We start from the raw sequence: 23893 nt of genomic DNA, 5'->3' as shown, positions 1-23893 counted from the left end.
CCACTCAACCAATGAACCAATCAACTACTTCTGTCCTGGCCGGTACGTACGCTCAACGTGCTTCCGGACGTCTTCGGGATAAAACCAGACATCTTTAAACTGCCCGTTACAATATAAAGGCGACTGGTCGTTGAAGTGCGAAGATTTAGGGTTGCTGCTGGAACCACCAGTGACCACAGAACGGGCTTTCACCCGGTCTCCAAATTCTACTACAGCGACAAAACTATTGCCCACACTTCCGTAGCGCTTCACGGTGCCAGGATAGGTACGGGCGCCAAAAGCAGCCAGCGAACCCCAGGCCGAGGAGGTAAATCCAACCGGGATGCTGGGTTTGCTGTCGTCGTAGGTCTCCTGAATCCTGCCGGTCAGCCGCTGAAACCGGTTCATTTCCCCCCAGGCTACTTTCCAGGTGCCAAAATCACGGGTCAGTTCACCCAGCACTTCGGCCAGGGCATTTACCTTTTCCTGCGGACTGGTGTTACTGATGGTAAACGCGGTAAAACCCAGGAATGGGTCCGGTCGTTCATTGGCGGGCACCCGCGTCCGGGCCAGCCGTTGTATTTTTTCACCCCATAATACGGCCAGGGTAGTGGCCACTGAATTCCTGCCGTAAGCCTTATTCCAGGCCCGTAGCGTTTCAATGGCTTCCGGCAACTCGCGTGGCTGATCTTCGGGGTTGTCAACTGCTGTTTCCGAGGCCTTCAGCAATGCCGGTATCAGTTCTTCAAAACCCGCCAGGTACGGATCAAAGGCAGCGGCAATCAGGGTATCCAGCGTAAAGACAGACCGCCGGCTCAGTACCCGAACGGCATTGATGCCCCGGTAGTTTTCGGCATCGGGTGCCATATAGACGGGATAGGCGCTTTTCGCCGGACTGTTTTTTCCGGCCACCGTAAAGGGCGTTGCATTACAATTCTGAATCCAGCCGGTTGCCGGATTCAGCACCTGCACAATGTCGTCGATGCCGTGCAGCCCCTTCCAGTCGGTTTCGGGGTTACTACCGTCCACGGGCTTACTCCAGTCGAAGGCGGTGTTCCGCCGGGGCATGAAGTTGCCGTGCCAGTAGGCAATGTTTCCTTTCCGGTCGGCAAAGACGGTGTTGTTTGATGCGTTTCCGTTGAGCTTCATCACCTTTTTATAGCTGGCATACCCTTTGGCCTTGGTACGCAGGTACGACTGCGCCAGGGCGTTGATGGGGTCATTCATCATGCTGAGCGCAATCCATTTTCCGTCCTGTTCGCCAACAATGGGACCGTGATGCGTCTTGTAAATAGTAAAGCTCTTACGCAGCATTTTATTACCCTGCCGGTACGGCAGTGAGACAGTGGATACCTGCACCGGACGAAGCGTACCGCCGTGCTGATAATAGAGGGCGTTATCTTTCTTCTCAATGGTCTCCAGGTACTCGTCCATCACATCGGCGTAACTGGAGGTATGCATCCAGCCGCAGTTTTCGTTGAAGCCCTGGTAGATAAAAAACTGGCCCCACGTGACGGCTCCGTAGGCATTCAGCCCAGCTTTGCTCACCATCTGCACCTCGGAGCGGAAATAGAACGACGTATGCGGATTGATCAGCAGCAAGGCATTTTTGGTTGCACTTTTGGCCGGCGCGATGGCAAAGCCATTAGACCCCATCGGCTCCCGCTCCCATTTATTACGTTCTTCGACCTGTGACGTAAATTTCTGATTCGTATAAAATGCTTTAATCCGCTCCACCGACACCGAACTGATGTTGCCCCCAATACTACCTTCGCTGAACATCAGCGGCATCCACGGCTTGAATCGTTTGATCAGTTTGGGTTTTACAACCGGATGGGTATACAGGTAGTAGTTGGCACCGTCGGCGAAGGCATCCAGCAGTTTCCTCATCCAGGACGGACTCTTCTGATACAGCGCAACGGCCTGGGCGCTATCGAGAAACATCCGGGCCCGCAAATCATGGTACAGAGCCGCTTCGCCCTCTACCTCCGCCAGGCGACCAATGGCGTCGATGTAGTTCATCTCGACCCGGTCGAAGTCATCTTCGCACTGGGTGTAAAGCACCCCGAAAACGGCGTCCGCATCGGTTTTACCGTAAATGTGCGGCACTCCCCAGGTGTCGCGGGTAATGGTAATGCGGCTTACCTGCTCCCGCCAGCGGGCTATTTCATCCCCACGAAAGGGTTGTGCGGCAGCAGTAAGAGCGCAGGAGAGACCAAGCAAAAAAAGAAGTAATCTCATCAGACAGGTTGTGAATTCGGCTACTCGAAGGGAGAAAGTTAGCATAAAATGCAAGAGTCTCCAAACGGCGGTGTTGCCGCAAATGCAACTCCTTCGCTCAAAATACGGTTATTATAAAAAACGTGTAGATACAATGAAAGTAGAAATCTGGTCCGATATAGTTTGTCCGTTCTGCTACATCGGCAAACGGAAATTTGAGCAGGCCCTGCAGCAGTTTGGGGATAAAGAAGACATCGACATTGTCTGGCGCAGCTTCCAGTTGATGCCCGACATTCAGCCGAAGCCCGGCCAAAATACGTACGCCATGCTGGCCGAAACCAAAGGTATCAGCCAACAGCAGGCCAAACAGATGAGCGATCATGTCACAACCGTGGCTGCCGAAGTGGGCTTAACGTACCACTTAGACAAAGCCGTGGTTGCCAATACGCTCAACGCCCACCGGCTAACGCACCTGGCCGCTAAACACGGCCTGCAGGATAAAGCCGAGGAGCGCCTGTTTACCGCCTACTTCACCGAGGCCAAAGACATCAACGATCACGAGGTGTTGGCCCAGCTGGGCACCGAGATTGGACTCGATGCCGATGAAGTGCGCCAGATGCTACAAAGCGATGCATATGCTGAGGAGGTGAAGCACGACCAGTACCAGGCCCGGCAGGTTGGTGTCCGGGGTGTACCGTTCTTTGTCTTCAACGACCGCTATGCCGTTTCGGGTGCCCAGCCCAGTGACGTCTTCCTGGGGGCGCTACAACAATCCTGGAGTGAGTGGAAGCGGGAGAAGCCAACGGTGCTGGCGTCTGCCGATGCTGCTGCTGACGGTGCCTTCTGCGGCCCTGATGGAAATTGCTAAAAATCAGTAGGCCCAGCATCAATTTGACGCTGGGCCCGCCTATTCACGTTTTAATTACCTTTACCGCTGAATCTTATACCCTCTCATACGTGAAAAAATATAATGAAAAGCCAATAAGATGGGTAATTACCTTCAAAGGTCTCCCAGACTTTTCAATTCAGAATTAGATTTTTAAAGGCAATATTGGTCATCTTTTCTGCCGCCCCTGCACCTTTGTTACATTATCGTATCGTTCTACATCCATCAGCAAACGAGTAGGATCAATACCGGCTAAACCTGGTTTACCGGTTACTTCAACTTCTATACGCTGCCCCCCGGAGCGGATTCTGTGTTGCTGCATGTATAGAGGCTCATCCGCTTTCGGTTTCCCAGGCAGGCCATAAACCCCGATCGGGATCCAGTCATTCATGGCTACATCGGTTTGCGTTCCTGTTTTATCAACCGTATATTTTCTGGCATGGACATCCATCGTTACCTTCCATTTTCCTGATGGAGTTTGGGAGGCAACGGCATTTTCCGTTTTCAATTCCCAAAAGGTATTGCTCGCTAATAGATCATGCAGCAGATAATGCATAGAGTCGGGAGTTACCGTTTGTAATTCCCTGTAAAGATCTTTGGGAAAGGGCAACGAAGTTCCGTTGCTGTATCTATTGAAAAAATTCTGCAACCCAAGTCTCAACCGTTCTTTTCCGATATATTCCCGCAAGGCATACAAAGCTAATGGGCCTTTTCGGTAGATAATACTGTGCTGACTGGCTTCCAGCAATGGATCAGCCTCTCTTTCCTGGGGACTGAAATAATCGTCGCGGGCCATTTCAATGAAGCCGTAAAATTCTTTTTGGCCTCTGGCTTCTTCAATAATCTCCATAGCTGAAAACCAGGCCAGCGATTCGGTGATCAAGGCAGCCCCCTTGACAGGGGCGGGAGAGACCTGAGCCCCCCACCATTGATGACAAACTTCGTGGGCAACAGTGGCAAAGACTATGTCTACACCTCCGGGATTCTCATCAGGCTTCAACTGGGCAAATCCTTCCCGGAAAAAGATGGTTGTCGGATAGGCATACAAACCTTTGTTATACCCAGGTACCTCTGTCAATCGGAGTTCAGGGTGTGGGTATTTTCCAAATGCCTGTGTCATAAAGGCTAATGAAGCCTGTACACTTTTCGCCATCCGCTGATTGTTCAACGTATGCGTTGGATGGTGAAGGATTTTGATGTCAACCACCGGGGCAGAATCAGGTTTCCATTGTGCCTGGTGAACCTGATACCTGGATGAAAAGAAACCCAGTTTATTTTTGATCGGTTGCTCAGCCGCATAGCGAAAATAGTTTCTGCCGTTTTCTGTCCAGCTGGTGATCAGTTTGCCCGGAGCCACCGCAGTCTGCCCTTTGTCGGTGCCCATCACTGCTTCAAAATGGATCCATTCCTGTTCAAAGGTTTCCATGTCGGGATCCAGTATTGGTTTCGGTTCCAGGCCCAGATCCTTCCTTTCCTGAGGCATATAGATCTCCCTCGCTTTTTTATATCCGATGGTTGGGAGCCAGCCATCTCCGAAATACGTGCCATTTTTTACCACATACGTATTGATTCCACTGTTGGGGAAGCCTTGCGGCTCATAGCTTACACGAAACTCCATTTTCAGGGAATCGCCAGGGAAAAGAGGCTTTTGCAGAATATACATCCGAAACGCTAAGGCTTCGTCCACCATTTGGGCCTTTACAGGCTTATTGAAACGTAGCAGATGATTGCTAACACCCGGGGCAGTCGACAAAAAGATCGTGTCGATTTTAGAACCCGTTTTGTTTACTAAGGTGTATGTCCCCTCGAAATCCACGGCTTTTTGATCCGGATAAATCTCAACCAAGAGTTTTGTTTTGAGGACGGAGGGTTGCTGGGTATCCCGGTATTTTCCATAGTTCGTTTCGTACTCCGCTTTCCATTCCAGGGTTTCGAAAACGCCTGTTTTAGGATAGAGGATATGCGTGTTGTAAAAAATAATTCCTCCTGAAATTACGATGAGCAGCACGGAAATTCCTGCCATTGCTTTGATCAGGTATCCATTTTTCCGTATTCCCTGCTGAAATCTATTTTGCAGGCTGTATTCTGTACCCCGTGGCCATAGCAGCACCGTCAGGATCGCCAGAAATAAGGCCCATGCTCCCCAGTAAAATTTAAAATACAACCACGGTTCCATAAAAGGATCCAGGCCTCTCAGATCTGAGTAGGACCATCCCGGATCTGATCCATAAAGCAGCAATCTGGTTTCAATCCCAAACTCAGGACCAAAAAGTGCAAACAGGTAGATCATGACAGCGACCAGATGAGCCAGGTACTTCTGGTTTAGTACCACATGCACCGCAAAAGCCAGTACTGCCCACAAAACATAATCAGCCAGCCGAATCCCCAGGAGAACTTTAAGATAGACAGGTATTTGGAAATCATAATATCCTAAGCTGACCTGAACCAGCATCCCGGCAACCATCAGAAGCAATTGCATGATCACTAACGCAAGGACCATTCCTCCGAATTTCCCTAGAAAAGAAACCCACACAGGCACCGGTGCAACCCCCATTATCTCATGCTGCCTTGAATCTCTGTCCCGCCAGACAAACTCTCCGGCATAAAAAATGATCAGCAAGGGAATCACTAACCATATACCGTGGTCCTTACTGTTTTCTAAAGTACCAAGCAGATTTCCTGTCACCGGCAACTCTGGGATATTATGATAATCGGAAAACCACATGGGGCCGGTAAATAAAACAAAAGCAAACAGGCAGGCCATGGCCATCCATCCCCAGCCCAATGCAATGATTCTGAATGACTCCCACCCCACCGTTAGTAGTTGTAACAGCCGGGTGGAAAAATCAAAACGCTGTTGTACTTGTGGAATGGGGACGGTTTCTGTCAGCTGAAAACTGATCGGATTAGCAGGTATTGATAAATGCTTTTTCTTTGATTTTCTTTCTGAAATTGTGCCCGTCGTAAAGCGTACATAGGTGACCAGCAGGATTCCCATTGAAAGCGCCAACCAGATGAGCCTGTTATCAAATACAGCGGTTTGGGTTCCAGGCAATACCGTATTCTTTTCATTGGCGGTCCAGACCTTTTTGAGTTCCGTTATTTTGCTTATCCCTATTGGATCGGTCAGATTGGCCAGTGTCCAATTGCCCTCCTGAACGCCAATAACCTGCCAGCTTGAAATCGCGATCACCCAAAAAATAATGGCAATGAGATAGGTCAGAATTCCTTTTTTGCTCAGAACCGCCATGGCAAACATGAACGTGAGCGCAAAAAATACATTGGGCAAAATCAGCAGAAAATAGGCACTTAGATAGGCAGCTACACGAAGCGGCCCTACCAGTTCCGGATGTTCCAGCGGAAACAGGGTAGCCGCAAACACGCCGACCGGAATGGCCAGCATAACCATCGAACCGAGCGCGAAGGCTGCCATAAACCGGCCTCCCAGGTAAACAGATTTGGGTAAGGCAGTGGTATAAAGTAAGGGATGCATCCTGGTTTCAAAGTCTCTGGTAGCGGCATTACCGGCAAACTGAGCCAGGACAAGCAGCCCCATGAAAAAGAAGGTAATCAGGCATACCTTAGCTACAACAAAGGGGGCATTCAGAAAATAACCGCCCGCCAAAGGCTCGTCGATGAAAATGGCAGCCGCCATGAAGTAGCTGAGCACCATGAGCAGTAAAGAATAAAACCACGTCGATACATTGCGTGACTGATATGCCAGTTCGTACCGGAAAGTTTCCCAGAGTTTCATTTCGCTACCTCCTGCATTGATGGTGATACATTGTTCCGGCTGTGCTGGGCAATCACGTTGAAATACACATCTTCCAGGTCAGGTACCACCTCCTCAAAATCATTTCCAGGAAACCCTTCGCTGTATATGTGTGCCACCGTGCGGCCACCCAAAAGTTTGGTGGAAAGAACGATATGCTCCTGCTCCAACTGAGGTAATTGGTTTTTCTCAACCACCTTACGCCATATTCTGCCTTTCAGGTTCTTAATGGCTTTCAGCGGCTCCGTCTCCATCAGGATCTGCCCTTTGTTGATGACGGCCATCCGGGTACACAACTCCGAAACATCCTCCACAATGTGAGTGGAGAGAATGACCACGCTGTTCTCTCCCATTTCACTGAGCAGGTTCAGAAATCTGACTCGTTCCGCCGGATCGAGGCCCGCAGTTGGTTCATCCACAATGATCAGCTTCGGATTTCCCAGCATGGCAATGGCTACGCCAAACCGTTGCCGCATCCCTCCGGAAAAACCACCCAGTTTTTGTTTGCGTACATCCCACAAATTGGTTTGCTTTAAAAGTGCTTCTACCACTTCCCGCCTTGCCTGTTTTTCCCGAATACCCTTCATGACGGCAAAATAATTCAGCAGTTCTTCGGCCCGGGCATTCGGATGCAGACCAAAATCCTGGGGCAGGTAGCCAAGTGTTTTCTGCACCTCTTCCTTATCTTTCAGGACATCGATTTTACCGAAAAATATGGACCCTTCATCCGGGTCCTGCAAGGTAGCCAGGGTGCGCATCAGAGAGGATTTGCCGGCACCATTAGGCCCGAGGAGCCCATACATGCCCGCAGGAATCGTCAGGGAAATGTTTTGCAGTGCCTTTACTCCGTTTGGGTAGGATTTTGAGACATTTTGAATGTATAGAATAGTTTCGTCTTGCATGGTACAGGCTGTAACTGGTTAGGGCTGCATGTTAGGATGTCAAGTTCACACGTTCGATCAACTTACCCGCCTTCTGTGCGGCAACTTCAATTGAGCTACCTAACTGTTTGGGTTAAATCAAAGGAACAGGTAGCTTTTTAGAAAGAAAAAAGTGATATACAATCGCGGAAGACCAATCGACTAAATTGCCTTTCCAATCCGCCAAGCCTCTGGCAGATTGGATGGGTCGACTGGTAGATTGGATGGCGTCTCTGGTAGATTGGCCGAAATGCCAAATGCAGGAATTCATATCTTCGTCTTATGAAAAAAATCAACAGACTATTCACGGTTGTTCACGTCTTCCCATGGACAGTCTACGCCGGCGCTATTCTCTGGGATATTTTATATTGTGGTAACACGGTTGTGCCCAATATCTACGTAGCCGTTCTGCTGACAGGCCTGTTCGTATTTTATGCCCACTTTTTTATCCTCACCAACTACCTGAACAAAAGAAAATATAAGGGCTACTTTGTAAGGCTGATCTCCATCCTGTTGACCGCTCCCATTCCTTTCCTGCTATTCATCGACAGGGACGATCCACTCTACCAGCGGGAGTGGATTAGCATGGTGCTTGGGACCATGGCCGGATTTCTGATACTCAGCTTTCTGGTCAGAATGGCTCAGAATCTCATCATCAATACCTTACAGCAGGAGCAGTTTAAAAAGCAGGCAATCAGTTCTGAGCTCATTTACCTGAAATCCCAGATCAATCCTCATTTTTTGTTCAACACCCTCAATAACATCCATACCCTGGTTTATACGCAGGCCCCCTCCGCTCCGGATGCCGTCATGCGACTGTCGTCACTCATGCGGTATATGATCTATGAATCCAACGCGGCTACGGTACCCCTCTCCATCGAAATCGAATACCTTCAGGACTTTATTGGCCTGCAGCAGCTCAGGTATGCAGCGCCGGATGTTGTGGATTTCCAGGTAGAAGGAGACATTGAAAACTGCAAGATTGCGCCCTTGTTGTTTATTCACCTGTTGGAAAATACGTATAAACACAGTCCGGCAAAACTGGAAACCTGTACTATAAAGGTCAGGGTTGCGGTCAGAGAAAAAGAAGTGGTATTCAGTGCCTGGAATCCGGTGGCCTTTAAAAAAGACCATGCACCAGACAAACCCGGTTTGGATGAACCCGGTTTGGAAGAACCCGGCGGTATTGGATTGGCTAATGTTCAGAAACGGTTACAGTTGCTTTACCCGGACAAACACCACCTGGACATCAGCCTGACCGATGCTGTTTATAAGGTACAATTAACGATCAATCCTGAACAAAAAGAGCATGACTCAAAAGCTCAGCTGTTATATCATTGATGATGAGCACCTGGCTCAGCAAATCCTGGAAAAGTACATAGAAAAAATTTCGTTTCTCGAACTGAGAGGGAGTTTCTCCAGCGCCCTGGAAGCCGCTGCCCATATGGACACGCACAAACCGGATCTGCTCTTTCTTGACATTAATATGCCAGACCTCAATGGACTCAGTTTCATCCCCATGCTTAATCCAAAACCCATGATCGTGCTCACTACGGCCTATGATAAATATGCACTGAAAGCCTTCGATCTGGAAGTGAGAGACTACCTGCTGAAGCCCATCTCGTTCGAACGATTCTACAAAGCCGTTTGGCGGCTATACCAGGAATCAAAACCACAACCTCAACCGGAGCAAAAGGAAGTGCAACCTCCGCCGAAAAATGATCCCGACTATATTTTTGTGAAAGTGGGTTTTAAGATACAGAAGGTTCTGATCCAGGAAATTCTGTTTGTGGAAGGGATGAAAGATTACATTCGAATCCAGACGACCAAAGAAAAAATTATGACTTTGTTAAGCTTTGCTAAACTGGCGGAATTACTTCCCGAGCAAAAGTTTTCACGGGTTCACCGCTCTTTTGTGGTGGCCTTGGACAAAATTGATCACATCGAAAAAAACAGGATCATGATTGGAGATCAGCGTATTCCCATCAGTGATACCTATGCGGAAGCTTTCTTCAAAAAACTGGGGGATTTCTCTGTGTGAACCTGATGAGTCCAAAATCGAAGTCTGGGAAAACGATTTTTGGGCGGTTTGTGGTTGAGTTGCAACAATGAACGGCAGTACTCAGTTGGGTGGATAGAAACACCTAACAGAACTACACGCATGAGAACCATCAAACGCATTCATGATGCGGAATATGCCCCCATTGCCGACCTGATTACCTATTCTCCCCTGCCCTCCCGTTCACTGCGCCAGATCGACCCGTTCCTGTTTCTGAACCACCACGGACCACAAACCTATAAGCCCAACAACAATGGTCTGCCGTTTGGTCCGCACCCGCACCGGGGCATGGAGACGATGACCTTTATTCTGGAAGGCGACATCATGCACAAAGACTCCGGTGGCCACGAGAGCGTGATCAACGCCGGGGGCGCTCAGTATATGACCGCCGGCCGGGGCCTCATTCACGCGGAAGTATCTTCCTCGAAATTTAAGAAGAACGGCGGACCGCTGGAAATCCTTCAGCTTTGGCTGAACCTGCCCGCCCGTCTCAAAATGACCGATCCCTATTATCTGGGTTTACAGAGGGAAGAGATACCCAGCATCCCCGAAGATGAAGGCCGGGTAACCATTAACCTCGTCTCCGGCGAGTGGAATAGCCGGAAAGGCGCGTTTGACACCCAAACGGAGGTATTTCTCAGCACAATCGACTTCACCCCGGAAAGTACGCTGACGGTACAGCCGCCGGAGGACCATAATGTTTTCTTTTACGTCATCCGGGGCGAACTGACCGTCAATGGCGAGTCGGCCAAAGCCCGGCAACTGGTCGAGTTTAACAACGACGGCGAAGCGCTGTTCATCGAATCGCCAACTGATAGTGTGTTGCTGCTGGGTCACGCCCGGCCGTTCAACGAACCGGTGGTGGCGCAGGGGCCGTTTGTGATGAATACCGAAGCCGAAATCCGGGAAGCGTACCGCGATTATCAGATGGGCAAGTTTGGAACCTGGCACTAAGGCAATCCTGGCCGACATCGGCAACGTGTTTAGCGCAATTGTAGGCTAAACACGCTGCCGATTACACACCGGACTACATTTAATTTGCGCTTTAGTGATAACGGACCGAACTTGACGACTACTATTTGTATTCGCCAGGCATCTGAAATGGTATTCGCATTTACGGCTCCGGTTTATCTTGAGATGGCGCTCCGGGATTTCCTGTCTCATCTTAGCCAGCCAATAGCCCGACTTTTTCTGCAAATAGCCGTTATCATCGTATTATCGCAGCTATTTGGCTTTGTACTCCGAAAAATCCGCCAACCGTACGTTATCGGTGAAGTTTTAGCAGGCATCTTTCTGGGACCGTCGCTTTTGGGGTATCTGCTGCCTTCAGCCAAAGAATGGCTGTTTCCGGCTTCATCGCTTCCCCCGCTCCAGTTCCTCAGCCAGATAGGCCTCATCCTGTTTATGTTTGTTGTCGGCATGGACCTGGATGTAAAAAAGATTAGGCAGCGAGCCTATTCTGCGGTTATGATCAGCCACACCAGCATTGTCTTTCCCTTCCTGCTGGGCATGGCGCTGGCCTATTATTTTTATAATACGTACGCACCTGCCGGTCATTCATTCCTGTCCTTTGCCTTATTTATGGGCATCGCCATGAGCATAACGGCTTTTCCGGTGCTTGCCAAAATTCTCCAGGAACGGAATCTCACCACTACCCCGCTGGGCAATATGGCCATCACCTGCGCGGCCGTCGATGATGTGACGGCCTGGTGTATCCTGGCCGCCGTGGTGACCATTGCCAAATCGACGGCTATTACCAGCCTTGTTTTCTCGCTGCTGCTGTTGGCCGGGTACCTGCTTGCCATGCGGTACCTGACTCGCCCTCTGCTGCGATGGATTTACAGGAATCATACCTGCGAAGCCAGTTTTACCCGCCCTACGCTGGCATCAACGTTTATCATTCTGCTGCTGTCGTGCTATGTCACCGAAGCCATCGGCGTCCACGCTTTGTTTGGTGCCTTTCTGACCGGGGTTACCATGCCCCGCAACCCGGCCATTCGACGCATCCTGAAAAATAAAATAGAAGACGTCAGCCTCTTCCTGCTGCTCCCCCTGTTCTTTGTACTGACCGGACTTCGCACCAAAATAGGTTTGCTCGACAGTCCGGCTTTGTGGCTCGACACCGGATTGATCATTCTGCTGGCGGTACTCGGCAAACTAGGTGGCTGTGCCATAGCAGCCCGTTTAACCGGAAGCGGGTGGGCCGATTCACTCAAGTTAGGTGTACTCATGAATACCCGTGGACTGATGGAACTGGTCGTTCTCAATATCGGGTATGATCTGGGCATCATTTCACCCGCTTTATTTACCATGATGGTCATTATGGCGCTGGCCACTACGATTATGACCGGACCCGCTATCGACTTAATCAATTTTCTTTACCAAACAGCCGATCAACCTACCGCTCCGGACGAACTCACTATCACCCCCTAACGTAGCCCGCGTCTCCGGATCTGCCTCTATTATTTACGCCTTAATCTCGGGTAAACTTGCCCCGTACACCTTACCTGCGTTCTTTTGCGGTATCAATTCGTAATCCGGGTACATGATTCAACCGCTTGACCAACGCATATCGGCTGCGCTCGGCCTCAACAGCCGGCAGGTCGCCAACACCATTACCCTGCTCGACGGCGGGGCTACCGTCCCTTTTATCGCCCGCTATCGTAAAGAGGCAACCGCATCGGCGGACCGCGGCCCATTAGACGAAGTTCAGATTGCCGCCATTAAAGAGACCTACCAGAAACTTCAGGAACTTGATAAGCGTCGGGAGGCTATTCTTAAATCAATCGCCGAGCAGGGCAAACTGAGTCCGGAACTGCGGCAGAAAGTAGAAACGGCCGGGTCAATGACCGAACTTGAAGACCTGTACCTGCCTTATAAACCCAAACGCAAAACCCGCGCGACCATCGCCATCGAACGCGGGCTGGAGCCACTGGCCAATCTCATTTTCATGCAGCGGGAAGCCAATCCCGAACAAGTCGCGAAACGCTACCTGACCGACCAGGTGCCGACAGTAGCCGATGCCCTGCAGGGTGCCCGCGACATCATTGCCGAACGCATCAACGAAGACGTCGATGCACGCCAGCGGATCCGGCTGCTGTTCGAGCGGGAGGCCATCATCCGGTCGGTGGTGAAGAAGGGTAAGGAAACCGATGGTATCAAATTCAAAGACTACTACGACTTTGCCGAGCCGCTGCGCCGGGTACCCTCCCACCGGCTGCTGGCGATCCGGCGCGGTGAGGCCGAAGGCTTTCTGTCGGTCAGCATCAGCCCGGATGAAGAGGCCGCTGTTGAGCGACTGGAACGGCAATTCCTGCGGGGCGCCCCCGGCAGTAAAGAACAGATGGCGCTGGCGATTCGTGACAGCTACAAGCGGCTGATGAAACCTTCTCTTGAGACGGAGTTCGAAAATCTGTCGAAGGAGAAAGCGGATCAGGAAGCGATCAGAATTTTTGCCGATAACCTACGGCAGTTGCTGCTGTCGCCCCCCATGGGACAAAAGCGCGTACTCGCCATCGATCCCGGCTACCGCACCGGCTGCAAAGTGGTTTGTCTGGATGCCCAGGGAAATCTGTTGACCGATACGGTCATTCAACTCTTTATGTCCGAAGGCCAGAAACAGCAGGCGGTTGAGACGGTGAAGAAACTGGTCCAGCAGCACCGGATTGAAGCCATTGCTATTGGCAACGGTACGGCCGGGCGGGAGACCGAAGACTTTATCAAGGGCCTTAATCTGGGCAGTAGCATTCCGGTATTCATGGTCAGTGAGCAGGGGGCCTCCGTCTACTCGGCATCCGAAGTGGCCCGGCAGGAATTTCCGAAGCATGACGTAACCGTGCGGGGTGCCGTTTCCATTGGTCGCCGGCTGATGGACCCGCTCGCCGAACTGGTCAAGATTGATCCAAAATCCATTGGGGTGGGGCAATACCAGCATGATGTGGACCAGACTGCCCTGAAAAATAGCCTGGATGGGGTGGTGGAAAGCTGCGTAAACCAGGTCGGCGTATCGCTCAACACGGCCAGCGCCCACCTGCTGCAATATGTATCGGGCCTGGGCCCTCAACTGGCCAAAAATATTGTGGAGTACCGGGCGGCCAATGGCGCGTTTGCGTCGAGGGATCAATTGAAAAAAGTGCCTCGGCTGGGCCCGAAAGCCTTTGAACAATCAGCCGGGTTCCTGCGCATCGACGGAGCCAAAAATCCGCTCGACAACAGCGCCGTTCATCCCGAAAGCTATGGTATTGTCGAGAAAATGGCGAAAGACGCCGGCAGTACCGTCGTTGATTTGATAAAAAAACCAGACCTCCGCAAGCAGATCAAGCCCGAAACGTACGTTTCTGATACGGTAGGGTTACCGACGCTGCGCGATATCCTGGCCGAACTGGAAAAACCGGGTCGTGACCCGCGTGAGCAGCTATCAGTGTTCGAGTACGACGAGCGCGTCCGGTCCATCGAAGACCTGCGGGAGGGTATGCTGCTGCCGGGCGTAGTAACCAATATTACCGCCTTTGGTGCGTTTGTGGACATTGGCGTGAAACAGGATGGGCTGGTGCATGTGTCGCAATTGTCGCACCAGTATGTATCGGACCCGCGTCAGGTGGTCAGCGTACACCAGAAAGTAAAAGTAAAGGTGGTAGAGGTCGATTTGCAGCGTAAACGCATTGCCTTAACCATGAAAATTTGATAGGTTGCCAAACCGTAACAAAAACTCAACACCGTATGACCGTACCGTTTGTTGCAAAATGCCATCGACGGGTTACCCTGCTGGCTATCCTGCTCAGCTTTACCCTTACCTCCTGCGAAATCTTCCGCCCCGCTACAACTACCTCTGCACCCGCCCGGCGGCCGGCCACCGTTGCCCGCTCCAAATACAAAACGGTAGACACCCAAACCTACCAGCGGCAGTATGCCAGTGAGGTTATCAGACTGGCCCGTACCTATACCGGCACCCCCTACCGCAGCGGGGGTAATACCAAAGACGGAATAGACTGCTCCGGCTTACTTTGCAGCGTATTTAATTCGATAGGATTGGAAATGCCCCGAATCTCGTGGCAACAGTCGGAGGTGGGCTATGAGGTGGAAGTGAATCAGATCCGGCCGGGTGATCTGCTCTTCTTTGTTCCCGAGCACAGCAAATCCGGCTATGTGTCCCATGCGGGTATTGTTACAGAGATAAAAGGGAGACAGGATATCCGCTTTATCCATGCCTCTTCCTCACGGGGTGTCCGCGAAGACAATTTGTTTACCAATTACTTTAAAGGTCGGTTCGTTAAAGCAGTTCGGCCATTCTGATGTTCCAGCCAGCAGGGGTGCGGGCTTTGCTCAGCTTACCTGCGTTTAACCAGCAGAGATGCTGGCCAAGACAAGTTCTGCCTCACAAAGCATCTGGTAATAGGTTTGCCGGGGTGGTGTATACGCCAGCGTAGGCTCTTCCCGCAACAGGTCCCGTTTCACCGTATCCAGCGGCATATACCGGAGTTCGGCCAGTTCGTCGGCCTGCATGGTGAAGTCATTCAGGCCCAGATGCGTTTTCCAAATATAGACGGCAGCATGTTCGAGGTCGCGGAGGGGCATTTGGGCATCAATTACCTCTACCCGAAAATGTCCTACAAAACGGAGTTCGCCGGCACCGGGCCGGATACCCAGTTCCTCTTCTGTTTCGCGCAGGGCTGCGTCTTCGTAGGATTCGCCGGGGTCGGTGTGGCCACCTACGCAGACATCCCAGCAGTTGGGCAGCACCTTCTTGGCCGGGTGACGCAGGCTCAGTAGTAACTCGTTGCGCTGGTTAAATACAAAAACCTGGGCCGTCCGGTGCCAGTCGCCCTCCTGCTCGATTTGTGCTTTGGGCTTGGTATATCCCAGCGGCTGATTCTTGGCATCAAACACCTCCAGTGGTTGTTCCATCATAGCGTATAAACAAAAAAGCCGCCCTATAGGCGGCTATCGTTTGGCTTAGCCAGCGTTGATTATTTCTTCCAGTTGCTCCCGTTTTTTGGCTTTCAACCGCATTTCCAGACTCAGTGCTTCGTTGCGGGTATCAAAGGATTTGGTGAACCGGACCTCCCAGGGCTTTCCCTCGGCAGTTACTTTATTGGCTTTGGCGTTATGTTGCCAGATGGCAATTTTCATGTCACGAGCCTGACCAATATAGTACTGGTCGGTAGACGGGCTATAAATGATATAAACGGTATGCATTCGGGGTACTAACTAAATGTCTAAGAGTTGACCAATATAGTACCGATTGGCCGAAATATTGTAGAAAATATGGACAACAGGCATAAAAAAAAGCCGCCTGGTGGCGGCTTTTAATTTCGGAGTGGAGATAGTCGGATTCGAACCGACGGCCTCTACAATGCCATTGTAGCGCTCTAGCCAACTGAGCTATACCCCCTTGATTGGTTGATCAGTTAATTGGTTGACTAGTTAATTAGCGAACCGGTTAACCATTTAACGAATGAACCAAAACCGGGTGCAAAGATTGTAAAAATGTTGATTTCTGACAAGCTGAGGCCCAAAAAACTTTTAAATATCAGGTGTCCCCTTACTCAACAACCTCAGCGTCAGCCAGGATATAATTCAGTTCGTAGATATTATCGGCGTTCAATTTCAGGGTTCCCCGGAACGTATGCCGCTCGTCGGTCTTAAACTTCCGGCCGCTCTTCTTAAACTTCAGCGCTACCACCGATTCGGGACCAGCCCCTCCGCAGAAGAAACAGGCGCTGTAGGGAAACGCCGACAACACATACAGATTAGACTCCAGATCAACCGGCAGCACATACCCCGTCAGTTCAACCGGCTTGCCGTTCAGTTTCTGCACACCCGGACCAAACGTCGGGTACAGCATATACACAGACTCCTCCGGATACCACTTTTTTTTGAAGGTAACGTCGCGCAGCATCTCCCACGATAACTTTACCGGGTCGGCGGCCACAACAGAGGCCGGAGTGACCGGGCGGAAGCCCGTTGTAATGAATCCTGACAAAACGGCTATAATGAGTAAGCGCTTCATGGTTGTTTCGTTCGCTTTGGGTAAAAAGTACGTAAATCTACAAAATTTGTTAATTTTACTGAACGGTAACGTTCTTAGCTGTGTCCAAACATCGTGACAGACAACCTAAACGACAACAAAAAAAATAGTCAGGACATTCCATTTCGTTTCCAACGCCTGTATATTTCTACGTTGGTGATGCTGGCTATTCTGCTGACGATCGGTCAGGTTTTGACGCAATGGCGGATCACGGCCGCCCAGGATGAGTTATGGATTATCCGGTACTCTTCCCTCCAGCGCCACCAGAGTCAACAAATTGTCAACAAAGCCCTCCAGCTCACCGACCCCGCAAAAAAAGACGAATACAAAAATAATCTTTCTGAGTTACGCAGCATATTCGTTGAATTTGAGCGTGTTCACCAGGAAGGCCGGGAAGGTCGTATTCAGGACCGCAATATTTACGTACCCAACAGCGACAGCGTTCAGCGGCTGTACGAATTGATTCGCCCTAATTTTGAAGCGTTCCAGACCAGTACCCGCGAGCTGCTGAAGCAGAATGATGCCGGCCTGGCGTTATCACCCATAGCCCAGCAATATGTAGAAACCCTGCTGAACAATGAGAAGCCGTTCCTGAAACAAATGGACGCTATTGTTCGCCAGTACACGCTGGAGCTTCGAAATAAGCTCGAAACCCTGCAGCATTTCGAATTCTACATCTTTATGTTTACGCTGATGGTGCTGGCGGGTATCGGCGTATTTATCTTCCGACCGGCGGTTCATCAGCTGTACCAAACCCTGCAGCAACTTATAGAAGTAGAGAAACACACGGCAGCGGCCAATAAAAAACTGCTGACGCTGAATAAGTCCCTCAAAGACACACGCCAGCGGCTGTTTGAAGCCACCAAGCAACAATACCAGCAGCAGATTGATGAGCAGAAAAGCCGGACCTCGTACCTAATTGCCGGCCAGGAAGAAGAGCGGAAACGATTGTCGCGCGACCTGCACGATGGCCTCGGGCAAATGCTGACCGCCATTAAACTTCAGGTAGAAGGCCTTGAAACCAGTCTTCAGGGGCAGGCCGTTCAGATTAATAATATCAGTACCCTGAAAAACCTGATTACGCAGACAATCCAGGAAGCCCGGCTCATCTCAAATAACCTGATGCCCAGTGTCCTTAGTGATTTCGGCATTATACCCGCCCTTAAAATGCTGGCCGAAACGAACGACACTAATCCTGCTATTGAAGTGGCGTTCTGTACCAATTTACCCACGACGCGACTCGATAAAAGCGTGGAAATCATGCTGTACCGCGTCACGCAGGAGGCCATCAGTAATGCCGTTCGGCACGCACAGGCTAAACGAATTACCATTGAATTATTTGAAAAAGACAATTACCTGCACCTGGTTGTCAGCGACAACGGGAAAGGCTTTAAACCCCAGCGGCTCCGTCAGCCAATGGGCCAGGGCATTCATAATATGAATGAGCGGGTTAAATTGCTGGATGGCAAATTTAAAATCACATCCGTTCCGGGCAAAGGCACTAGAGTTCAGGTAAGTCTCCCCTATCAATCACTCCAAGCACACCATGAATACGATCAAATTGATGCTCGTGGATGACCACTCCATTGTCCGGGATGGTATCCGCCTGTTATTGGGACAAATAGAAGGTCTGGAAATAATCGACGAAGCCAACGACGGCGAAGAAGCCCTCGAAAAGCTTAAAACCATTAAGCCAGACCTGGTGCTGATGGATATATCGCTGCCCGGTATGTCGGGCATTCAGACCACGCAGGTCATCTCCCGTCTGCACAAAAATAGCCGGGTACTGATTCTGTCCATGCACAACAACGAGGACTATATCCTGCGGTCGGTAGAGGCCGGTGCCTTCGGCTATATCCTGAAGGACTCGTCGAGCGATGAGATGGTGAAGGCGATCCGGACTATAGCCTCCGGCGAAAAGTACTTCAGTTCACCGGTAGCCAATATCATCCTCAACGGCTATATGCAGCAGTTGAAAAAAGGCGACCGCACCGACCGCAACCGCCGGTCGAAGCTCTCGAAGAAAGAAAAAGAGATTCTGCAATACCTGGTGGATGGCATGAGCAGCCGCGAAATTGCGGAGCGTCTGCAACTCAGCGTCCGGACGGTTGATAACCACCGGGCCAATATGATGCGCCGGCTTCAGGTGCGCAACGCGGCCGAACTCGTGCGCATGGCCGTCGAAGAAAAATTGATTTAACCATTTAAACAAAGAAAGCCATGTCATTACGATTAGGCGATATTGCGCCGGATTTTACGGCCGAAACCACTGAGGGCACCATTAATTTTCACGAGTGGCTGGGCAACTCCTGGGGAATGATCTTCTCGCACCCGGCCGATTTCACTCCGGTTTGTACGACCGAACTGGGCCGCACCGCGCAACTGAAGGATGAATTTGAAAAGCGGGGCGTTAAGGTCATTGCCGTGAGTGTTGACCCGCTCGATTCACATACCGAGTGGATTAAAGACATTAACGAGACGCAGAAAACGACGGTTAACTTCCCGCTCATTGCCGACGAGGACCGGAAAGTAGCGCAGTTATACGATATGATTCACCCGAACGCCAGCGAAAAAGCGACCGTTCGCTCAGTATTTATCATCGGGCCGGACAAAAAGATCAAGCTGACGCTTACCTACCCGGCCTCGACGGGCCGCAATTTCTACGAGATTCTGCGCGTGATCGACTCACTGCAACTAACTGCCAACTACCAGGTAGCCACCCCCGCCGACTGGCAGGAAGGTGAAGACTGCATTGTGGTACCGGCCGTGAGCACCGAAGACGCCATGCAGAAGTTCCCGAAAGGTGTCAACGTGATCAAACCGTACCTGCGCACCACCCCGCAGCCGAATAAGTAGGTTTACTTGTTTCAAGTTCCAGATTGCAAGTTTCAAGTTTAAACAGCAACTCAAGGCAGTTGACCAATCTGTTAACAACCTGAAACATGGAACGTGAAACCTGGAACTTGAAACTTGCAATGTGGAACCTGAAACAAGTTTTACGCTTTGCTGGTTAAGTCATGCAAAACCAAAACATCGACGTTATGGCAGTTAAAAACATGAACCCTACGCATGACGAGGGTAAAGTTGCGGAAGCAATTGAGCATATCACCGCGAAATTTCCGTCTGACATTTTCCTGTGGTCAGCACTGGGTACACTGGCAACAGCCGCTACCCTGTTTACCCAGGGCAAGCGCACCGAGGGTCTGCTGGTTGGCCAATGGGCCGCTCCCCTGCTGATCCTGGGTCTGTATAACAAACTGGTGAAACTGGAAGGCAGCGACTAGGCCGTATTCCGTTTTCGTATTAATTACCCGGAAAACCCTCGCCCCAAACGAGGGTTTTCTTTTGCTTTACTATTTTTGAGCCGCCGGTACGCCGAATTCCGCACCCGAATTCAACCGGACTGTCTGCATGAGTCAATCCGTATCACTTCGCACGCTCTATATACGTTATAAACTGTGGGTCTGGCTGGGGCTCGGTCTGCTTCTGGTTGGTCTGGTCTGGCGCGGGTGCCGGGCAGATAAGCAATGGCAGCACATTAAACCCTTTGGCATCCGGATGCCGCTGAAATACGATGTTCACGGCATCGATGTATCGCACCACAACCGCCGGATCGACTGGAAACGGGTCAGTCAGATGCAGGCGGGGGGCATTCGGCTACAGTTTGCCTTTATCAAGGCTACGGAAGGCGCTACCCACATCGACCGGCAGTTTGCCCGCAACTGGCGCGAGGCCAAAGCCGCCGGCCTGCTGCGGGGAGCTTACCACTTTTACCACCCCCGTCGCGACCCCAAACGGCAGGCCGATAACTTTATCCGGCAGGTAAAACTCCAGCGGGGCGATCTGGCACCGGTGCTGGATTTTGAAATTGACCGCGGTATTCCCGCCGAAGAACTCATCGACGGACTACGCATCTGGCTCACCCAGGTAGAAGCCCATTATGATATCCGCCCGATTATTTACGTGAATGCGAACTTCTACAAACGCTATATTGCCGGTAATTTCGACGATTACCCGCTTTGGATTGCTGATTACTCCAACACCCAACTGACGCGTTACGACACCGACAAGCTTGTTCTCTGGCAGCATAACAAAAATGGCTACGTCAACGGCATCCAGGGCTTTGTCGATTTCAACGTGTTTGTACCGGATCCCGACGAACTGAAGAAAATCTGTTTATAACCAACCACCTGCCAATCATGTTCCCGAACCACCGATTTACCGACCTGCCTGCCTACGAACAGCTCCGGCAGCATTTCGAAACCATAAAAGGCCGGCACCTGCGCGACCTCTTTACCGAAGACTCCGAGCGGTTCAACCGGTTCTCCATCCAGTTTGAGGACCTGCTCGTCGACTTCTCCAAGAACCGCATCACCGCCGAAACGCTATCGCTTCTCTGCCGCCTGGCCGAACAGGCGCAACTCCGCGAAGCCATCGACAGCATGTTTGCTGGCGGCCGTATCAACGCTACCGAAGACCGGGCGGTACTGCACGTAGCCCTCCGCAACCGGTCAAATACCCCGGTGATAGTCGACGGTAAAGATGTAATGCCGGAGGTAAACGCCGTGCTCGACCAGATGAAGAGCTTCTGCGACCGCATCGGCTCCGGCGACTGGCAAGGCTACACCGGCAAACCCATCACCGATCTGGTCAACATCGGGATCGGCGGGTCGGACCTGGGGCCGGTCATGGTCACCGAAGCGCTGAAGCCCTACGGAAATCCGAACCTGAGGGTCCATTACGTCTCCAACGTCGACGGGGTACATATCTACGAAGCACTGCAGCGGGTAAACCCGGAGACCACGCTGTTTATGATTGCCTCCAAGACCTTTACCACCCAGGAGACGATGGCCAACGCCCACACCGCCCGGCAGTGGTTTCTGGATCAGGCCGGAGACGAAGCAGCCGTAGCGAAGCATTTTGTAGCGATCTCGACAAACCGGGGGGCGGTGGAGAAATTCGGTATTGACCCGGCCAATATGTTTGGCTTCTGGGATTGGGTGGGTGGCCGCTATTCGCTCTGGTCGGCCATTGGGTTGTCGATCGCCTGCTATATTGGATTTGAAAACTTCACCGAGCTGCTGGACGGTGGTCACGCCATGGATCAGCATTTCAGGGATACCCCCCTGGAGCAGAACCTGCCGGTGATTCTGGCCGTGCTCGGCATCTGGTACAACAACTTCTTCGGGGCCGAATCGCACGCCATTTTACCCTACGACCAGTACCTACACCGGTTTGCGGCCTACTTCCAGCAGGGCGATATGGAAAGCAACGGCAAGTCGGTAGACCGTAACGGCGAACCGGTAACTTATCAAACGGGACCGATCATCTGGGGAGAGCCGGGTACCAACGGCCAGCACGCCTTTTACCAGCTTATTCACCAGGGTACCAAGCTTATCCCCTGCGACTTTATTGCCCCCGCCAACAGCCAGCGCCCCATGGGTAATCACCACCAGTTGCTGATGTCGAACTTTTTTGCCCAAACCGAAGCGCTCATGAACGGCAAATCCTACGGGGAGGCCGAAGCTGAGTTGCGTAAAGTGGGTAAAAGCGACGAAGAAATCCGTTTTCTGACGCCTTTTAAGGTTTTTTCGGGTAACCGGCCCACCAATTCCATCCTGGTAAAACGGGTAACACCCCGGACCCTGGGCAGCCTGATCGCCCTCTACGAACACAAGATTTTTACGCAGGGTGTCATCTGGAATATATTTAGTTTCGACCAGTGGGGCGTTGAATTAGGCAAGCAATTAGCCAATCAGATCTTACCTGAACTACAAGCCAGTGAGCCAGTTAATAGTCACGATAGCTCTACCAATGGACTCATCAATTTTTACAAACAAATGAAAGAAGCGCAAACAAAATGAAAAAAAGCCTAGTTATTGCAGTGTAACTCGATTACGCACTATTTATTGTCCAACTCAAAACGTTATGAAAATGAAAGTTCAAAGTACATTGTTAGCCTTGTGCCTGGTGGGTACGGGCTTCGCGAATGCGCAGACAACAAACAGTTCAACAACTACGACGAATACGAACACGACAACCGGTACCTATCAGAACCAGACAGGTACGAATTCAAACACCAATACCGGTACGTATTCTACTTCGCCGACTACGCCTGCCAACACGGGGACGTACTCGAACCAGTCTGGTACCAACATGAATAACAACACGGGTACAACTACCGGTACGACGGACCCGAATATGAATACCAACACCAATACTAATACTGGTACATATTCAACTACGCCGACAAATACCAACACGGGTACGTATAACAACACCACAGGTACTGGCACGATCAACAACTCGACTACACCGTCGACCAACAACAGTACCTACAGCACGACGACTACAACAACGACGTCGTCGACTGATCCGTACGCTACCCGAGACACCTATCAGGACGGCGTTATGGATAAGCCAGGCCGGTTTGGTATCTACGCCGGTATAAACCGCTCGAACTTCATTGGTGAGGCCAACAACCTGACTTACGAAGCCCGCTATGGCTATCAGATTGGTGTGTACGGTCGTACGGGTGGTACCGTATTTGGTCAGTTAGGTGCTGAATTCCGTACTACTACGTCTCAGGTATTCCGGGCCGGTACGGTTTCATCCAGTGATGTACGCGCTAATCTGGATCAGCAGTTCCTGGCGATTCCGGCCTGGATTGGTATTCGGGTAGGTAGTGTAGCAGGTCTGCGGCTGCAGGCCGGTGCCGAGCTGTCGGCGCTGATTGGCCGTGGCAAAGGTAACGTAGATCTGGGACTTGATGATGTAAACCGTACACAACTGAACGGTCTGCTGGGTGCTGGTGTTAACCTGGGTCCCATTACGCTGGATGCTTTCTACAACCACGGTCTGGCTCGTATCTTCGACCGGGGTGCCGACTTCAAGCGTCGTATGTTTGGTTTTAACGTAGGTCTGCGGTTCTAATCGCGCTGCGTAACAACAACCAATCTTCATCAACACAGCGAAGGCTGCCTCTACTGGGGCAGCCTTTCGTCTTTATTCGCAATTTACCTAATATTGT

Annotated in this window: 20 protein-coding genes and 1 tRNA gene; 14 read left to right on the top strand and 7 right to left on the bottom strand. The window is 51.1% G+C overall.

The genetic code is table 11. The annotated features are described in order from the left end of the window. Positions 1-24: 24 nt before the first annotated feature. Entirely contained in the window at positions 25-2220 is a 2196-nt protein-coding gene (locus ABD949_RS25575) for a penicillin acylase family protein (protein ID WP_345248390.1), read from the bottom strand. A gap of 133 nt (positions 2221-2353) precedes the next feature. Here ABD949_RS25575 and ABD949_RS25570 point away from each other — a divergent pair, with 133 nt between their 5' ends. After that, entirely contained in the window at positions 2354-3067 is a 714-nt protein-coding gene (locus tag ABD949_RS25570; RefSeq protein WP_345248389.1) for a DsbA family oxidoreductase, read from the top strand. Between the two features lie 187 nt (positions 3068-3254). Here the strand turns inward: ABD949_RS25570 and ABD949_RS25565 are convergent, their stop codons facing one another. Both ABD949_RS25565 and ABD949_RS25560 read right to left on the bottom strand, forming a co-directional pair. Continuing rightward, positions 3255-6839, bottom strand: a complete 3585-nt coding sequence (locus ABD949_RS25565; protein WP_345248388.1) for an ABC transporter permease/M1 family aminopeptidase — start codon at positions 6837-6839, stop codon at positions 3255-3257. Further along, positions 6836-7759 carry an ABC transporter ATP-binding protein gene (locus ABD949_RS25560; RefSeq protein ID WP_345248387.1) on the bottom strand — a complete coding sequence of 308 codons (924 nt, stop codon included), beginning with the start codon at positions 7757-7759 and terminating at the stop codon, positions 6836-6838. Before ABD949_RS25560 ends, ABD949_RS25565 begins: the two co-directional genes overlap by 4 nt. 300 nt (positions 7760-8059) lie before the next feature. On the opposite strand from ABD949_RS25560, the gene ABD949_RS25555 reads away from it, so the two are divergent. From ABD949_RS25555 to ABD949_RS25530, 6 genes are all read left to right on the top strand, one after another. Beyond that, on the top strand, positions 8060-9118 hold the full coding sequence (locus ABD949_RS25555) for a sensor histidine kinase (RefSeq protein ID WP_345248385.1): 1059 nt from the start codon (positions 8060-8062) through the stop codon (positions 9116-9118). Further along, entirely contained in the window at positions 9087-9818 is a 732-nt protein-coding gene (locus ABD949_RS25550; RefSeq protein ID WP_345248383.1) for a LytR/AlgR family response regulator transcription factor, read from the top strand. The genes ABD949_RS25555 and ABD949_RS25550 overlap by 32 nt, the downstream gene beginning before the upstream one ends. Before the next feature lie 120 nt (positions 9819-9938). Then, complete coding sequence (locus ABD949_RS25545) at positions 9939-10790, top strand: pirin family protein (protein WP_345248381.1); 852 nt, start codon at positions 9939-9941, stop codon at positions 10788-10790. A gap of 111 nt (positions 10791-10901) precedes the next feature. Further along, the gene (locus tag ABD949_RS25540; protein WP_345248379.1) at positions 10902-12269 is read left to right on the top strand and encodes a cation:proton antiporter domain-containing protein; all 1368 of its coding nucleotides are present in this window, start codon (positions 10902-10904) and stop codon (positions 12267-12269) included. A 112-nt stretch (positions 12270-12381) separates the two neighbouring features. Next, on the top strand, positions 12382-14520 hold the full coding sequence (locus ABD949_RS25535) for a Tex family protein (protein ID WP_345248377.1): 2139 nt from the start codon (positions 12382-12384) through the stop codon (positions 14518-14520). 35 nt (positions 14521-14555) lie between these two features. Then, positions 14556-15128, top strand: coding sequence for a C40 family peptidase (locus ABD949_RS25530; protein ID WP_345248376.1), 573 nt, complete (start codon positions 14556-14558; stop codon positions 15126-15128). A 45-nt stretch (positions 15129-15173) separates the two neighbouring features. Here ABD949_RS25530 and ABD949_RS25525 read toward each other — a convergent pair whose 3' ends face one another. From ABD949_RS25525 to ABD949_RS25510, 4 genes are all read right to left on the bottom strand, one after another. Continuing rightward, the gene (locus ABD949_RS25525; RefSeq protein ID WP_345248373.1) at positions 15174-15743 is read right to left on the bottom strand and encodes an NUDIX hydrolase; all 570 of its coding nucleotides are present in this window, start codon (positions 15741-15743) and stop codon (positions 15174-15176) included. Between the two features lie 45 nt (positions 15744-15788). Then, positions 15789-16031, bottom strand: a complete 243-nt coding sequence (locus ABD949_RS25520) for a GIY-YIG nuclease family protein (protein ID WP_345248371.1) — start codon at positions 16029-16031, stop codon at positions 15789-15791. A gap of 122 nt (positions 16032-16153) precedes the next feature. Next, positions 16154-16227: transfer RNA gene (locus ABD949_RS25515), tRNA-Ala, on the bottom strand. Positions 16228-16377: 150 nt separating this feature from the next. Further along, positions 16378-16845, bottom strand: coding sequence for a DUF3299 domain-containing protein (locus tag ABD949_RS25510; protein WP_345248369.1), 468 nt, complete (start codon positions 16843-16845; stop codon positions 16378-16380). A 93-nt stretch (positions 16846-16938) separates the two neighbouring features. Here ABD949_RS25510 and ABD949_RS25505 point away from each other — a divergent pair, with 93 nt between their 5' ends. From ABD949_RS25505 to ABD949_RS25475, 7 genes are all read left to right on the top strand, one after another. Next, a complete protein-coding gene (locus ABD949_RS25505; protein ID WP_345248367.1) occupies positions 16939-18441 on the top strand; it encodes a sensor histidine kinase in 1503 nt (500 codons plus the stop codon). Beyond that, positions 18410-19063 carry a response regulator transcription factor gene (locus tag ABD949_RS25500; RefSeq protein ID WP_486348251.1) on the top strand — a complete coding sequence of 218 codons (654 nt, stop codon included), beginning with the start codon at positions 18410-18412 and terminating at the stop codon, positions 19061-19063. The genes ABD949_RS25505 and ABD949_RS25500 overlap by 32 nt, the downstream gene beginning before the upstream one ends. Positions 19064-19083: 20 nt before the next feature. Then, positions 19084-19719: a peroxiredoxin gene (locus ABD949_RS25495; protein ID WP_345248365.1), complete on the top strand. Its 636-nt coding sequence runs from the start codon at positions 19084-19086 to the stop codon at positions 19717-19719. A gap of 200 nt (positions 19720-19919) precedes the next feature. Next, positions 19920-20147, top strand: a complete 228-nt coding sequence (locus tag ABD949_RS25490) for a hypothetical protein (RefSeq protein ID WP_345248363.1) — start codon at positions 19920-19922, stop codon at positions 20145-20147. A 127-nt stretch (positions 20148-20274) separates the two neighbouring features. After that, complete coding sequence (locus ABD949_RS25485; RefSeq protein ID WP_345248361.1) at positions 20275-21045, top strand: glycoside hydrolase family 25 protein; 771 nt, start codon at positions 20275-20277, stop codon at positions 21043-21045. Positions 21046-21062: 17 nt separating this feature from the next. After that, entirely contained in the window at positions 21063-22727 is a 1665-nt protein-coding gene (gene pgi / locus ABD949_RS25480; RefSeq protein ID WP_345248359.1) for a glucose-6-phosphate isomerase, read from the top strand. 70 nt (positions 22728-22797) lie between these two features. Further along, complete coding sequence (locus ABD949_RS25475; RefSeq protein WP_345248357.1) at positions 22798-23796, top strand: porin family protein; 999 nt, start codon at positions 22798-22800, stop codon at positions 23794-23796. The last annotated feature ends 97 nt before the right edge of the window (positions 23797-23893 follow it).

It is taken from the genome of Nibrella saemangeumensis (assembly GCF_039541915.1).
GTDB classification, from domain to species: domain Bacteria; phylum Bacteroidota; class Bacteroidia; order Cytophagales; family Spirosomataceae; genus Nibrella; species Nibrella saemangeumensis.
Note: the sequence above shows the minus strand (reverse complement) of the source record. Positions and strands in the feature narration are given on the sequence as shown.

What these genes read in the sequence shown, in the direction of transcription:
- ABD949_RS25575 (WP_345248390.1), bottom strand. Translation starts at nt 2,220, where the DNA reads ATGAGATTACTTCTTTTTTTGCTTGGTCTCTCCTGCGCTCTTACTGCT.
- ABD949_RS25570 (WP_345248389.1), top strand. Translation starts at nt 2,354, where the DNA reads ATGAAAGTAGAAATCTGGTCCGATATAGTTTGTCCGTTCTGCTACATC.
- ABD949_RS25565 (WP_345248388.1), bottom strand. Translation starts at nt 6,839, where the DNA reads ATGAAACTCTGGGAAACTTTCCGGTACGAACTGGCATATCAGTCACGC.
- ABD949_RS25560 (WP_345248387.1), bottom strand. Translation starts at nt 7,759, where the DNA reads ATGCAAGACGAAACTATTCTATACATTCAAAATGTCTCAAAATCCTAC.
- ABD949_RS25555 (WP_345248385.1), top strand. Translation starts at nt 8,060, where the DNA reads ATGAAAAAAATCAACAGACTATTCACGGTTGTTCACGTCTTCCCATGG.
- ABD949_RS25550 (WP_345248383.1), top strand. Translation starts at nt 9,087, where the DNA reads ATGACTCAAAAGCTCAGCTGTTATATCATTGATGATGAGCACCTGGCT.
- ABD949_RS25545 (WP_345248381.1), top strand. Translation starts at nt 9,939, where the DNA reads ATGAGAACCATCAAACGCATTCATGATGCGGAATATGCCCCCATTGCC.
- ABD949_RS25535 (WP_345248377.1), top strand. Translation starts at nt 12,382, where the DNA reads ATGATTCAACCGCTTGACCAACGCATATCGGCTGCGCTCGGCCTCAAC.
- ABD949_RS25530 (WP_345248376.1), top strand. Translation starts at nt 14,556, where the DNA reads ATGACCGTACCGTTTGTTGCAAAATGCCATCGACGGGTTACCCTGCTG.
- ABD949_RS25525 (WP_345248373.1), bottom strand. Translation starts at nt 15,743, where the DNA reads ATGATGGAACAACCACTGGAGGTGTTTGATGCCAAGAATCAGCCGCTG.
- ABD949_RS25520 (WP_345248371.1), bottom strand. Translation starts at nt 16,031, where the DNA reads ATGCATACCGTTTATATCATTTATAGCCCGTCTACCGACCAGTACTAT.
- ABD949_RS25510 (WP_345248369.1), bottom strand. Translation starts at nt 16,845, where the DNA reads ATGAAGCGCTTACTCATTATAGCCGTTTTGTCAGGATTCATTACAACG.
- ABD949_RS25500 (WP_486348251.1), top strand. Translation starts at nt 18,410, where the DNA reads ATGAATACGATCAAATTGATGCTCGTGGATGACCACTCCATTGTCCGG.
- ABD949_RS25495 (WP_345248365.1), top strand. Translation starts at nt 19,084, where the DNA reads ATGTCATTACGATTAGGCGATATTGCGCCGGATTTTACGGCCGAAACC.
- ABD949_RS25490 (WP_345248363.1), top strand. Translation starts at nt 19,920, where the DNA reads ATGAACCCTACGCATGACGAGGGTAAAGTTGCGGAAGCAATTGAGCAT.
- ABD949_RS25485 (WP_345248361.1), top strand. Translation starts at nt 20,275, where the DNA reads ATGAGTCAATCCGTATCACTTCGCACGCTCTATATACGTTATAAACTG.
- pgi (WP_345248359.1), top strand. Translation starts at nt 21,063, where the DNA reads ATGTTCCCGAACCACCGATTTACCGACCTGCCTGCCTACGAACAGCTC.
- ABD949_RS25475 (WP_345248357.1), top strand. Translation starts at nt 22,798, where the DNA reads ATGAAAGTTCAAAGTACATTGTTAGCCTTGTGCCTGGTGGGTACGGGC.